General features: G+C 70.8%; 11 protein-coding genes. 9 read left to right on the top strand and 2 right to left on the bottom strand.

Annotated features, from left to right (window positions below):
• Positions 1 to 101: 101 nt before the first annotated feature.
• Together hutC and P7A99_RS10110 are read right to left on the bottom strand one after the other, a co-directional pair.
• Positions 102 to 812: a histidine utilization repressor gene (gene hutC / locus P7A99_RS10105; protein ID WP_277793759.1), complete on the bottom strand. Its 711-nt coding sequence runs from the start codon at positions 810 to 812 to the stop codon at positions 102 to 104.
• Positions 809 to 2,281, bottom strand: a complete 1,473-nt coding sequence (locus P7A99_RS10110) for a formimidoylglutamate deiminase (protein ID WP_277793760.1) — start codon at positions 2,279 to 2,281, stop codon at positions 809 to 811. The genes hutC and P7A99_RS10110 overlap by 4 nt, the downstream gene beginning before the upstream one ends.
• Positions 2,282 to 2,378: 97 nt before the next feature.
• Between P7A99_RS10110 and hutI the strand changes: the two genes are divergently transcribed.
• The 9 genes from hutI to P7A99_RS10155 all read left to right on the top strand — a co-directional run bounded on the left by hutI (position 2,379) and on the right by P7A99_RS10155 (position 12,723).
• Entirely contained in the window at positions 2,379 to 3,587 is a 1,209-nt protein-coding gene (gene hutI / locus P7A99_RS10115; RefSeq protein WP_277793761.1) for an imidazolonepropionase, read from the top strand.
• Positions 3,584 to 5,119 carry a histidine ammonia-lyase gene (hutH, locus tag P7A99_RS10120; protein ID WP_277793762.1) on the top strand — a complete coding sequence of 512 codons (1,536 nt, stop codon included), beginning with the start codon at positions 3,584 to 3,586 and terminating at the stop codon, positions 5,117 to 5,119. The genes hutI and hutH overlap by 4 nt, the downstream gene beginning before the upstream one ends.
• Positions 5,116 to 5,946, top strand: a complete 831-nt coding sequence (gene hutG / locus P7A99_RS10125) for an N-formylglutamate deformylase (RefSeq protein ID WP_277793763.1) — start codon at positions 5,116 to 5,118, stop codon at positions 5,944 to 5,946. The genes hutH and hutG overlap by 4 nt, the downstream gene beginning before the upstream one ends.
• Positions 5,947 to 6,100: 154 nt before the next feature.
• Entirely contained in the window at positions 6,101 to 7,765 is a 1,665-nt protein-coding gene (gene hutU, locus P7A99_RS10130) for a urocanate hydratase (RefSeq protein ID WP_277793764.1), read from the top strand.
• A gap of 192 nt (positions 7,766 to 7,957) precedes the next feature.
• A complete protein-coding gene (locus tag P7A99_RS10135) occupies positions 7,958 to 8,500 on the top strand; it encodes a HutD/Ves family protein (protein ID WP_277793765.1) in 543 nt (180 codons plus the stop codon).
• Positions 8,501 to 8,539: 39 nt separating this feature from the next.
• Positions 8,540 to 9,040 carry a chemotaxis protein CheW gene (locus P7A99_RS10140; protein WP_277793766.1) on the top strand — a complete coding sequence of 167 codons (501 nt, stop codon included), beginning with the start codon at positions 8,540 to 8,542 and terminating at the stop codon, positions 9,038 to 9,040.
• 41 nt (positions 9,041 to 9,081) lie between these two features.
• Positions 9,082 to 10,470 (top strand): CheR family methyltransferase, encoded by a 1,389-nt coding sequence (locus P7A99_RS10145; protein ID WP_277793767.1) that lies wholly within the window; start codon positions 9,082 to 9,084, stop codon positions 10,468 to 10,470.
• 7 nt (positions 10,471 to 10,477) lie between these two features.
• Complete coding sequence (locus P7A99_RS10150; protein ID WP_277793768.1) at positions 10,478 to 11,053, top strand: chemotaxis protein CheW; 576 nt, start codon at positions 10,478 to 10,480, stop codon at positions 11,051 to 11,053.
• Positions 11,053 to 12,723, top strand: coding sequence for a methyl-accepting chemotaxis protein (locus tag P7A99_RS10155; protein ID WP_277793769.1), 1,671 nt, complete (start codon positions 11,053 to 11,055; stop codon positions 12,721 to 12,723). The genes P7A99_RS10150 and P7A99_RS10155 overlap by 1 nt, the downstream gene beginning before the upstream one ends.
• Positions 12,724 to 12,730 lie beyond the last annotated feature (7 nt).

Raw genomic sequence — 12,730 nt, forward strand, 5'->3', positions numbered from 1 at the left:
CCCGCGCTCGCGTGGTGATGTACGACAGCTTGGGCGTGCATGCACCTGTCGACTGGTCCGCGCGCGAGCGACAGCCAGCGACTGCCTACTATCGCCGCGCCTCAGCGCGCGGGGCCGAAGCGGGCGACCAGGTCGTAGGCCTCGCCCGGGAACAGCTGGCGCACGCGAGTGACCGGCGCGCCGGCCCGCCAGGTGCGGCGCTCGACGGCCAGCAGCGCCGCGCCGGGATCCAGCGCCAGCAGTTCGGCGATGGCGGGCTCGGCCCCCACGGCGCTGATCCGGCTTTCCGCTTCCGTCCACGGCACGTGGTGCAGCAGCCAGGCGCCGGGCGGCTCGGCGGCGAAGTCGGCGGCGGCGGCCTCGGGCACGGCCGCGAGACTGATCAGTCGGTCCTCCAGCGCGAAGGGTCGCCCACCGGCGATGTGCAGGCCGCGCAGGGCGACGAGGTCGCCCTCCCCGGCCAGTTCGACCTCGTCGCCGTCATCGGAATCGGCGGGTCGGCGCTCGGCCGCCAGCAGCCGAAAGGCGTAGGTCTCGCCCCGAGCGGTGATCTCGGCCTGGATGTCGGGAATGTCGAGGACAGTGGAATGCACCTTGGGCCGGGCCACGAACGAGCCCGCACGACGGCGGCGCACGATCAGCCCGGCCTCGGCCAGGGCCGACATCGCCTTGTTCACGGTCATCCGCGAGCAGCCGTACTGGGCCATCAGCTCGCTTTCGAACGGGACGCGGTGGCCCGGCGCCCACGCGCCCGAGCGGACCAGGCCCTCGATCTCGTCGCGGATACGCTGGTGCAGCGGAACGGCGCTCACGACAGCAGGCTCTTGAGCACCTGGCGATAGCGCTCGGCGATCGCCTCGCGATGCCGGTGGCGGCCGCCGGAGACCACAGGACGGCCCGCGCGCCAGACACTGTCGATCGCGCCGTGGCGGCCGGCGAAAACCAGGCTGTCGACCAGGGCGTCACCGCCGCGCCCGACGATGGCCGGATGCTCGCGATCCAGGGTGACGAAGTCGGCCGGCGCGCCGCGACGCAGGCCCGGGCGGCCCGCGCCCAGGGCCTGGCTGCCGCCCGCCACCGCCGCGCGCCACAACTCGCCGCCGGTCGAGCGCTTGGGACCGCCGGCCAACACGTTGCGGGCGCGGCGGGTCAAGCGCTGGGAATATTCCAGCACCCGCAGCTCCTCGGCCGCGTCGATCAGCACATTGCTGTCCGAGCCGATCCCGAAGGCGCCGCCGGCGGCCTGGTAGTCGTGGGCGGGGAAGACGCCGTCGCCGAGATTGGCCTCGGTGATCGGGCAAAGGCCCGCGACCGCACCGCTCTTGGCCAGGCGTTCGGTCTCGACCGCGTTCATGTGGGTGGCGTGGACCAGGCACCATTGCTTGCCGACGTCGGCGTGGTTCATCAGCCAGCGCACCGGACGCTGGCCGGTGGCGGCCAGGCAGTCGTCGACCTCTTTCGTCTGCTCGGCGATGTGGATGTGAATGGGACCGCCGGCCGCCAGCGGCGTGATGGCGGTCAGCTCTTCGGCGGTGACGGCGCGCAGGCTGTGCGGCGCGACGCCGACCACCGCGTCGGGCAGGCCGGCGACGGCCGCGCGGCTGGCTTCCAGCAGGCGGGCATAGCCGTCGACGTCGGTGACGAAGCGCTTCTGCCCCTCGCCGGGCGCCGCGCCGCCGAAGCCCGAATGGGCGTAGAACACCGGCAGCAGGGTCAGGCCGATGCCCGTCTCCTGGGCTGCGGCGGCGATCCGTGCGCCCATCTCGGCCGGGTTGTCGAAGGCCGCGCCGTCCGTGTCGTGGTGCAGATAGTGGAACTCGCCGACGCGGGTGAAGCCGCTTTCCAGCATCTCGACCTGGCCCATGGCGGCGATGGCCTGCAAGGCGTCGGGGTCCAGCCGCTCGACGAAGCGGTACATCAGCTCGCGCCAGGTCCAGAAGCTGTCGCTTCCCTCGCCGCGCGCCTCGGTCAGGCCGGCCATGGCCCGCTGGAAAGCGTGGCTGTGCAGGTTGGGCATGCCCGGCAGGGCCGCGCCCAGGCGGAGCTCGGAACCGGCGACGACGTCGGTATCGATGCGGGCGATGCGGCCTTCCGACAGGGTCAGACGAACGCCCTTGGCCCAGCCGTCGGCCAGCAGGGCGCTCTCGCACCAGACGACGACGTCCTTGGACGTTTCGGGAGCCGCCTGCGGCGCGGGTTCGCTCGGCGTCTCGACGGCGACCTCTTCAGACAGATGGCCGGACGTCTCTTCCGGGCCTTCAAGATTCTCGGCGTCGCTCACTGGACAATCCTCGTCGCTCGCGAATATGTCTATACATATTGAACCGCACCGCAAGGGTCGCGGAGCACGACTCAAGACGTCACGGGAGGCGCTGGCGATGCGGTGCGATCGGGTTTGGATCAAGGCCCGGCTTGCGACCCTCGCCGAAGGCGCGCCGGACCTGGGCGTCGTCGAAGACGGCGTGATCGCCGCCAAGGACGGCCGGATCCTCTACGCCGGCCCCGCCAGCGACGCCCCCGCCTTCGACGCGGCCGAGACCATCGACTGCGAAGGCCGCTGGATCACGCCCGGTCTGATCGACCCGCACACCCACCTGATCTTCGGCGGCGACCGCGCGCACGAGTTCGAGCTGCGGCTGGCCGGCGCGTCCTACGAAGAGATCGCCCGGGCTGGCGGCGGCATCGTCTCGACCATGAAGGCCACCCGCGAGGCCAGCGAAGACGAACTGGTCGCCGCCGCCCTGCCTCGCCTGGACGCCCTGATCGCCGAGGGGCTGACGACGATCGAGGTCAAGTCCGGCTACGGCCTGTCGCTGGAACACGAGCTCAAGAGCCTGCGCGCCGCCCGCGCCCTGGCCAAGGCTCGGCCCGTCTCGGTCAAGACCACCTTCCTCGGCGCCCACGCCCTGCCGCCGGAGTTCAAGGGCGACGCCGACGGTTACATCGACCTCGTCTGCAACGAGATGATCCCCGCCGTCGCCGCCGAAGAATTGGCCGACGCGGTGGACGGTTTCTGCGAAGGCATCGGCTTTTCCCCCGGCCAGATCCGCCGGGTGTTCGAAACGGCCCGCGCCCATGGCCTGCCGGTGAAGCTGCACGCCGAGCAGCTGTCGAACCTGCACGGCGCGGCGCTGGCCGCCGAGTTCGGGGCGCTGTCGGCCGATCACCTGGAACATCTGGACGAGGCCGGGATCGCAGCCATGGCCAGGGCCGGGACCACGGCGGTGCTGCTGCCCGGGGCCTACTACTTCGTGCGCGAGACGAAGCTGCCGCCGATCGAAGCCCTGCGCGCGGCCGGCGTGCCTATGGCCTTGGCGACCGACTGCAACCCCGGCACCTCGCCGCTGACCAGCCTGCTGCTGACCATGAACATGGCCGCCACCCTTTTCCGCCTGACGGTGGACGAGTGCCTGGCCGGCGTGACCCGGCAGGCCGCCCGAGCCCTCGGCGTGCTGGCCGACCGCGGGACCCTGGAGGCCGGCAAGGCCTGTGACCTTTGCATCTGGGACGTCGAGCGTCCCGCCGAACTTGTCTACCGCATGGGCTTCAATCCGCTCCATGCGCGCGTCTGGAGTGCTCTGTCGTGACCACCGAAGTCCTGCATCCCGGCGAGGTCAGCCTCGCCCAGTGGAAGTCCGTCTATCGCGGCGCGGCCGCACGCCTTGCGGACAGCGCCTGGCCGGTGATCGAGGCCAGCGCGGCGGCGGTCACCCGTATCCTGGCCAAGGGCGAGCCCGTCTACGGCATCAATACGGGCTTTGGGAAACTGGCCAGCGTACGCATCGGCGACGAGGACCTGGCCACGCTTCAACGCAATATCGTGCTGTCCCACGCCGCCGGCACGGGCGAGCCTTCGCCGGTTCCGGTGATCCGCCTGATGATGGCGCTGAAGCTGGCCAGCCTGGCGCAAGGCGCCTCGGGCGTGCGGGTCGAAACCGTGAAGCTGCTGGAGTCCATGCTGACGCTGGGCCTGACGCCGGTGGTGCCGAGCCAGGGCTCGGTGGGCGCTTCCGGCGACCTCGCGCCGCTGTCCCACATGGCCGCGACCATGATCGGGGTCGGCGAGATCGATGTCGGCGGCGTGCGCAAGCCGGCGCTGGAAGCCCTGAGCCGCGCGGGTCTCGCCCCTGTCGAGCTCGGCCCGAAGGAAGGCCTGGCCCTGCTGAACGGCACCCAGTTCTCGACCGCCAACGCCCTCGCCGGCCTGTTCGAGGCCGAGGTGCTGTTCCAGTCGGCCCTGGTCACCGGCGCGCTGTCGACCGAGGCCGCCAAGGGCTCGGACACGCCCTTCGACCCGCGCATCCACGCCCTGCGCCGCCATGCCGGACAGATCGAGACCGCCGCGGCCCTGCGCGCCCTGATGGCGACGTCCGACATCCGCGCTTCGCACCTGAAGGAGGACGAGCGCGTGCAGGACCCCTACTGCCTGCGCTGCCAGCCGCAAGTGATGGGCGCGGCGCTGGACGTCCTGCGCCAGGCCGCCACCACCCTGGCCACCGAGGCCAACGGCGTTTCGGACAACCCGCTGATCTTCCCGGAAGCGGACGAAGCCCTGTCCGGCGGTAACTTCCACGCCGAGCCGGTGGCCTTCGCCGCCGACATGATCGCCCTGGCGGTCTGCGAGATCGGCTCGATCAGCGAGCGCCGCATCGCCATGCTGGTGGATCCTGCGCTGTCGGGCCTGCCGGCGTTCCTGACGCCCAAGCCCGGCCTCAACTCCGGCTTCATGATCCCGCAGGTCACAGCCGCAGCCCTGGTCTCGGAGAACAAGCAGAAGGCCTATCCGGCCAGCGTCGACTCCATCCCCACCTCGGCCAATCAGGAGGACCACGTGTCGATGGCCGCCCACGGGGCGCGCCGCCTGCTGTCGATGGTCGAGAACGCGACGGCGGTGATCGGCATTGAACTTCTGGCCGCCGCGCAGGGCTGCGACTTCCATGCGCCGCTGACCTCCAGCGCCGTCCTCGAGGCGGTGCGGGGCGCGGTGCGTAGCAAGGTTGCGCACCTGTCGGACGACCGTCACTTCCATCCCGACATGGAAGCGGCCAACATCCTGGTGCGGACCGGCGCGGTCATCGACGCGGCGGCCGGCGTTCCCTTGCCCGGAGCGACCACATGAGCAGCGACTGGCTGGAAGTCTGGCGGGGCGACGCGCCGCTGATCGTCAGTATCCCCCACTCGGGATCCTTCATTCCCGAGGACATCGAAAAACGCCTCGTCTCGCCCTGGCTGGCCCGCAAGGACGCCGACTGGTGGATCGAGCGGCTCTACAACTTCGCCGACGACCTGGGCGCGACCACCGTGCGGACGGCGGTGTCGCGCACGGTGATCGACGTCAACCGCGACCCGTCGGGCGCCTCGCTCTATCCGGGGATGGCGACCACCGCGCTCTGCCCCACCGACACCTTCGATGGCGAGCGGCTCTATGCCGAGGGCTTCGAGCCGGACGAGGCCGAGATCGCCGCCCGCCGCGAGCGCTGGTTCGTGCCCTATCACGACGCGCTGCGGGCCGAGATCGACCGGCTGCTGGCGCTGCACGGCAAGGTGGTGCTGTACGACGCCCACTCGATCCGCTCGCGCGCGCCGCGGCTTTTCCCGGGCGAACTGCCGGTGTTCAACATCGGAACGAACTCGGGAAAGAGTTGCGACCAGGCCCTGACCGCCGCCGTCGAGGCCGCCTGCGAAAGCTCGGGCCTGCCGATGGTGGTCAACGGCCGCTTCAAGGGCGGCTGGATCACCCGCCACTACGGCAAGCCCGAGCGCGGCATCCACGCCGTGCAGATGGAGCTGGCCTGCCGCGGCTACATCGACGACCCCTCGCCCCGCATCACCCCGCAATCCTGGCCCTCGCCCTACCGCCCGCAAAAGGCCGCGCCGATGCGCAGCGTGCTGGGCGACGTGCTCAAGGCCTGCGTGGAATTCGCTTCTCAAGATCCTCCCCCGTGAAACGGGGGAGGGGGACCGCGAAGCGGTGGAGGGGGCGACCGCCGCACTCCGTCCCTCGCCCCCTCCGTCACGGCGCGTACTCGCGCCGCGCCACCTCCCCCGCTTCGCGAGGGAGGTGCATGCCCGCCCTGCCCTCCTCTCAGACGAGTCCTGCATGACCCGCCTCGACAACACCCGCGTCATCCGCCCCGCCACCGGACCTGAGCTCACCGCCAAGTCCTGGCTGACCGAAGCGCCGCTGCGGATGCTGATGAACAACCTGCACCCCGATGTCGCCGAGCGGCCCGAGGAGTTGGTGGTCTATGGCGGCATCGGCCGCGCGGCGCGCGACTGGGAGAGCTACGACAAGATCGTCGAGACCCTTCGCAGGCTGGAGGACGACCAGACGCTGCTGGTTCAATCCGGCAAACCGGTCGGCGTATTCCGCACCCACGCCGACGCGCCGCGGGTGCTGATCGCCAACTCCAACCTGGTGCCGCGTTGGGCCAACTGGGAGCACTTCAACGAGCTCGATAAGCGAGGTTTGGCCATGTACGGCCAGATGACCGCCGGCTCGTGGATCTATATCGGTGCCCAGGGCATCGTGCAGGGCACCTACGAGACCTTCGTCGAGATGGGCCGCCAGCACTATGCCGGTGATCTCTCCGGAAAGTGGCTGCTGACGGCGGGCTTAGGGGGCATGGGCGGGGCCCAGCCGCTGGCCTCGGTGTTCGCCGGCGCCTCGTGCCTGGCCATCGAATGCCAGCCCTCGCGGATCGAGATGCGGCTGCGCACCGGCTATCTCGACAGGTCGACTGACAGCCTGGACGAAGCCCTGGCCTGGATCGAGGAGTCGTGCGCGGCCAAGACCCCGATCTCGGTCGGCCTGCTGGGCAACGCCGCCGAACTACTGCCGGAAATGTTCAAGCGCGGGATCCGCCCCGACCTGCTGACCGACCAGACCAGCGCCCACGACCCCATCAACGGCTATCTGCCGGCGGGCTGGAGTCTGGAACAGTGGATGGACGCCCGCGAGCGCGATCCGGAGAGCGTCAACCGCGCCGCCCGCGCCTCGATGGCCGTGCACGTCCAGGCCATGCTCGACTTCCAGGCCGCTGGCGTCCCCACGGTCGACTACGGCAACAACATCCGCCAGATGGCGCTGGAGGAAGGCGTAAAGAACGCCTTCGACTTCCCCGGTTTCGTGCCGGCCTATATCCGCCCGCTGTTCTGCCGAGGGATCGGTCCGTTCCGCTGGGCGGCGCTGTCGGGCGATCCGGAAGACATCGCCAAGACCGACGCCAAGGTCAAAGAGCTGATCCCGGACAATCCTCACCTGCACAACTGGCTCGACATGGCCGGGGCGCGGATCAAGTTCCAGGGCCTGCCCGCCCGCATCTGCTGGGTCGGGCTGGGCGATCGCCACCGCCTGGGCCTGGCCTTCAACGAGATGGTCGCCAAGGGCGAGCTGAAGGCCCCCGTCGTGATCGGCCGCGATCACCTGGACTCGGGCTCGGTCGCCTCGCCCAACCGCGAGACCGAGGCGATGATGGACGGTTCGGACGCGGTGTCGGACTGGCCGCTGCTGAACGCCCTGCTCAACACCGCCTCGGGCGCCACCTGGGTGTCGCTGCACCACGGCGGCGGCGTGGGCATGGGCTTCTCGCAGCACTCGGGCATGGTCATCGTCTGCGACGGCACGGATGCGGCCGCCAAGCGCATCGAGCGCGTGCTGTGGAACGACCCGGCCACCGGCGTCATGCGCCACGCCGACGCTGGCTACGACATAGCCAAGGACTGCGCGCGCGAGCACGGCCTGGACCTGCCGGGCATCCTCTAAAACCTTCAAAGCCCTACCAAGTTCGTCATCCCGGAAAGCCCGCAGGGCTTATCCGGGACCGGGGGGCCAAGCGCAGTGCGCCAGCCAAGTCGAAGGCGGCGAACCCAAGCGCCGCGTCCAGTCGCCTGGGTCCCGGCTCTACGCTGCGCTTCGGCCGGGATGACGACATCTATTGCGATGGAAGGTCACCCCATGCGCCTCCTCCCCGCCGCCGAACGCACACCCTCGCCCTGGAAGAACGGCGGCGGGACGACCTGGGAGATCGCCGCCCAGCCGCCGCGCGCGGACCTGTCCGCCTTCGACTGGCGGCTGAGCATCGCGCAGGTCGCGGCGGCCGGTCCGTTCTCCGTCTTCCCCGGCGTCGACCGGGTGCTGACGGTGATCGCCGGCGCGGGCCTGCGGTTGACCATCGAAGGCCAGAGCGAGGTCGTGCTGGACGAGACCTCGAAGCCCCTGCCCTTTCCCGGCGACGCAGCCGCATCCGCAACGCTGGACGCCGGTCCGATCCGCGACCTCAACCTGATGGTCCGGCGCGGTGCCTGGCGGGGCTTGGTCAGGCGGATCGACGGCGCGGAGACGATCACCGCTACGGCGCGGATCACCGTGCTGGTCGCGCTCGCCCCCGCCCGCGCGGGCGATCTGGCGCTCGCGGTCGAGGACGCGCTCATCGTCGATCCCGATGCAACCTTGACCGTAGACGGGCGTTTGCTGCTGATCGGCATCGATCCGGCCTGACCTCGTCGCCGGCGGGATCGATCCGTTGCGGAGCCCGAAATGACCAGTAGCCTCTACGTGACCTTCCGCGCCGGCGCGCTGGAAGCGGCCCTGCCGCAGGCGGCGGTGGCCGAGATCCTGCCGCTGCCAGAACTGGTCGCAGCCCCCGGCGCGCCGCGCGTGCTGGCCGGCTTCGTCAATCTCGGCGGCGAGGCGATCCCGGCCCTGGCTCTGGACCGTCTGCTGGACGCCGAGGGCGGCGAGCCGCCCCCCGCCCTCTATCGCCATCTGATCCGCCTGCGCCCCCTGGCTGGCGCGCCGGCCGTGACCCTGCTGGTCGACCGCGTCACCGACGCCGCCGCCCACGCGCCCGACACGCAAGAGGTCGAAGAGGCCGACAGCCTGGGCGGCTGCATCGCCGAGACCGCCCTGATCGACGGCCGGCTGACGCCCGTGCTATCGCCCGAGCACCTGCTGCTGGCCGAGGAGAAGGCCCGCCTGGACGAGTTCGCCCGCCGGGCCCAGGAACGCCTGGCCGCCTGGGAAAGCGAGCCGGCGTGAAACCGCTCCGGGCGGCCCCGCGCCCCCTGGCCCCTCGCTTATTGGCTCTCGCCGCCGACGAGCCGTTCCAGCGCCTCAAGCGCGCGGTGATCGCCCGCACCGGCCACCACTACTACGCCGACAAGGACGAGGTGCTGTGGGACCGCGTGCAGCGGCGCCTGCTGGCGACACGTGACCGCGACGTCAGCGCCTATCTGAAACGCCTCTCCGGCGACGATGGCGAAGCGGAATGGGCTGCGCTCGAGACCGAGATCACCATCGGCGAGACCTTCTTCTTCCGCTACGCCGAACAGTTCACGGCGCTGCGCGAGACGATCCTGCCCGACATCCTCGAGCGCCGAGCGCAAGACAAGCGGATCCGCATCTGGAGCGCCGGCTGCGCCACCGGGGCCGAGCCCTATTCGATCGCCATCCTGCTGTCGCAGATGCTGGGCGAGGCGATCGGCGAATGGCGGATCTCGATCCTCGGCGGCGACATCAACGCCGCCTTCCTGGAGACCGCGCGCAAGGGCCAATTCGGCCGCTGGGCGCTGCGGGCGGTCAGCGACGCCGACCGCGCCCAGTGGTTTAGCGAGACGGCCCGCAACACCTGGACACTGAAAAGCGCCTATCGCGGCCTTGTCAGGTTCGAGCGCCAGAACCTGCTCGACCTGCTAGGCCCCGCCCCGCCGCTGGAGCTGACCGAGTTCGACCTGATCCTGTGCCGCAACGTGCTGATCTACTTCCACCACGAAGTGGTCGAACAGCTCGTAGGCGCACTGGGAAGCCGGCTGGCGCCCGACGGCTGGCTGCTGCTGGGCCATGCCGAACCTAACCCCGCCTTCGGCAAGCTGCTGGACGTGACCCAGCTGCCGGGCACGGTGGCCTATCGCCCGGCCGATCCGGAGCGCCCGGCCCAGTCAAGTCCCAGCTTCGAAGCCTTCGCGGCGCCGGAGCCCGAGCCCTCGTCCCAGCATCTGGCCGAGGCGCCCTCGCCGCGCTGGCGGCCGGCGCCGATCCCGACGCCCGTTCCCTCCCCTGCGCCGCCGGTCGCCGATCTGGTGGAGAGCGTGCGACGCCTGGCCGACGCCGGCGACTACCTCGCCGCCGAGGCCGCCTGCCGGCAGGCCCTGGCGCTGGCCCCCGAGGATCCGGCCCTGCACCTGCATGACGGCCTGGTGTTGCAGGCGCTGGGGCGTCCCGGTCCGGCCGAGGCGGCGTTCAAGCGGGCCCTCTATCTCGATCGCGGCTTCGCCCTGGCCCACTATCACCTGGGCCTGCTGCTGCTCGACCGTGGACGGAGCAAGGCCGCCGCCCGTTCGCTGAAGACCGCAGCCCAGATCGCCGGAACCGTTCCGCCGGATACGCGTTTGGCCCACGGCGCAGGTCTGGACGCCGGCCAGCTGCGCAAGAGCGTCCGTCTGCTGCTGCAGTCGCTCGTGGGGGTGTAAGAACGAGATGAGTAAGGCCGACGCCGTATCCGGCGACGGATTGGGGGGACTTTTGGACGATGCGCGCGCCAAGGCGATCCTGGCGGCGCGCACCCGTCGGCTGGCCGAGCGTCGGATTGCGCCCCAACCCGAAACGCCGCTGGAAGACGTGCTGCTGTGCCAGGCTGGCGCGGGCCTGTTCGCCCTGCCGCTCGTCGCCGTGGAACGCGTGACCCCGTTCGAGCCTCGCCGCCTGACCCCGGCAAGCGGGCGTCCTGGTCTGCTTGGCCTGGCCAGCGTCGAGGGCCGGCTGCGCCGCGTGCTCGATCTTTCCCGCCTGACCGGCGGCGCGCCTGCCGCGCCCGACGCCCCCGGCTTCATCATCGCCCTGCGCGGTGCGGGGAGCCTGGCCTTGCGCGTCGACGCCGCGCCCGGCGCCGCCAAGGTCTCCCGCGAAGCGATCGGTTCCGACGCCTTCGAGGGCGGCGCACGCGGCGCCGTGGCCGAAGGCCCCGGCGACCTGCCCGGCCGCACCGTCACCCTTCTTCATCTCGACGACCTCGTCGCCGACCACCTTTCCGCCGCCTTGGGGGCAAGAGCCTAGTGACCATCGCCAACCGCATCATCCTCGGCTTCGCGGCCGTCACCGTCCTGCTGCTGGGCGTGGGCCTGTTCGGCCTCGTCCAAATCGGCGTGGTCAAGGACACCACCGAAACCATCGTCACCCGCGACATGGCCGTGGTCCGCCAGGTCGCCCAGATCCGCACCACCGCCAACGAGATGCGCGCGGCCAGCGACGCGGTGATCACCAGCTATCTGTCGCGCTCGGCCGGCGGCGCCGGCGGCAACGAGGAAGACCCCGTCACCCGCTGGCGCCAGCGCGGCGTCGACATGGACACGGCGCTGGAAAAGGCCGCCTCGGCCGCCCGCGACTATCGCCAGGGCGCCCTGTCGGCCGAGCGCGCCGACGCCTGGCGCCGCATCGAGGACTACCTGAACCAGACCGCGGCCTCCTCGCGCCAGGGCCGCACCGACACCGAGAACCTGTTCAGCGCCATCCGCCGCAACGACAGCGCCGGCGTGGCCGCCGCCCAGACCGCCCTGGTGCAGCGTCGCGGCGAATTCGGACGCGGCATCCAGGGCGCGGAAGACGTGCTGGACGACGCCATCCTGTCGGGTCAGCGCCGCATCAACGACGTCTACAAGGTCAGCCAGGTGTCGATCATCGTCGCCCTTGTCGTGGCCGCCGTGATCGCTGGCGCGATCACCTGGGCGATCCGAGGTTCGATCGTCGGTCCGCTGGGGGCCTTCATGGGCTTCGTGGCCAAGGTGGGCGAAGGCGACCTGACCGGCCGCGCCGCCGCGACCAGCACCGACGAGATCGGCAAGCTGGGCGGCACGCTCAACACCATGGTCGACGGCCTGGTCGTGCTGGCCCGCCAGAGCCGGGAGGCGACCGAAAACCTCAACGCCGCCACCGCCGAGATCCGCGCCTCGACCCAGGAGCAGGCCGCCAGCGTCGAAGAACAGCTGGCCGCCGTACAGGAGACCGCCGCCACCGTCGACGAGATCACTCACTCCGGCGCCCAGATCGGCAAGCGCGCCCAGGAAGTGATCGCTTCGGCCCAGGCGACGGCCCACACCAGCAACGAGGGCCTGCGCGCCGTCGACGAGACCGCCAAGGCCATGGACGCCATCCGCGAGCAGGCCGAGGCCGTGGCCGAGAACATCGTCGCCCTGTCGGAAAAGACCCAGGCGATCGGCGACATCATCGCCACCGTCAACGACATCTCCGAGCGCTCGCACCTGCTGGCCCTGAACGCCGCCATCGAGGCCGCCTCGGCCGGCGAGAACGGCCGTAGCTTCGCGGTCGTGGCCTCGGAGATGAAGATGCTGGCCGACCAGGCCAAGGAGGCCACCACCCAGGTGCGCTCGATCCTCGGCGACATCCAGCGCGGCATCAACGCCTCGGTCATGCTGACCGAGGAGGCCGTCAAGCGCGTGGCCGCCGGCAAGGAACGCACCGACACCACCCAGCGCACGATCACCGAGATCACCGGCCGGGTGCAGGAGAGCGTCCAGACCTTCCAGCAGATCGTCGCCTCGACCAACCAGCAGCAGTTGGGCATCGAGCAGGTGATGGGCGCGCTGCAGAACATCCGCCAGGCCAGCCAGCAGACCGCCGCCGGCACCCGCCAGCTGGACGAGGCCGCCGCCAACCTGTCGGACCTGTCGCGCCAGCTGCTGGCCCTGTCCGAGCGCTACCGGACCTGATCGCGAC

Source organism: Caulobacter endophyticus, from assembly GCF_029543245.1.
Lineage (GTDB): Bacteria > Pseudomonadota > Alphaproteobacteria > Caulobacterales > Caulobacteraceae > Caulobacter > Caulobacter endophyticus_A.

Bases quoted from the DNA above. Each gene is read 5' to 3' on its own strand.
- hutI (WP_277793761.1), top strand. From the start codon at position 2,379: ATGCGGTGCGATCGGGTTTGGATCAAGGCCCGGCTTGCGACCCTCGCC.
- hutG (WP_277793763.1), top strand. From the start codon at position 5,116: ATGAGCAGCGACTGGCTGGAAGTCTGGCGGGGCGACGCGCCGCTGATC.
- hutU (WP_277793764.1), top strand. From the start codon at position 6,101: ATGACCCGCCTCGACAACACCCGCGTCATCCGCCCCGCCACCGGACCT.
- P7A99_RS10135 (WP_277793765.1), top strand. From the start codon at position 7,958: ATGCGCCTCCTCCCCGCCGCCGAACGCACACCCTCGCCCTGGAAGAAC.
- P7A99_RS10140 (WP_277793766.1), top strand. From the start codon at position 8,540: ATGACCAGTAGCCTCTACGTGACCTTCCGCGCCGGCGCGCTGGAAGCG.
- P7A99_RS10150 (WP_277793768.1), top strand. From the start codon at position 10,478: ATGAGTAAGGCCGACGCCGTATCCGGCGACGGATTGGGGGGACTTTTG.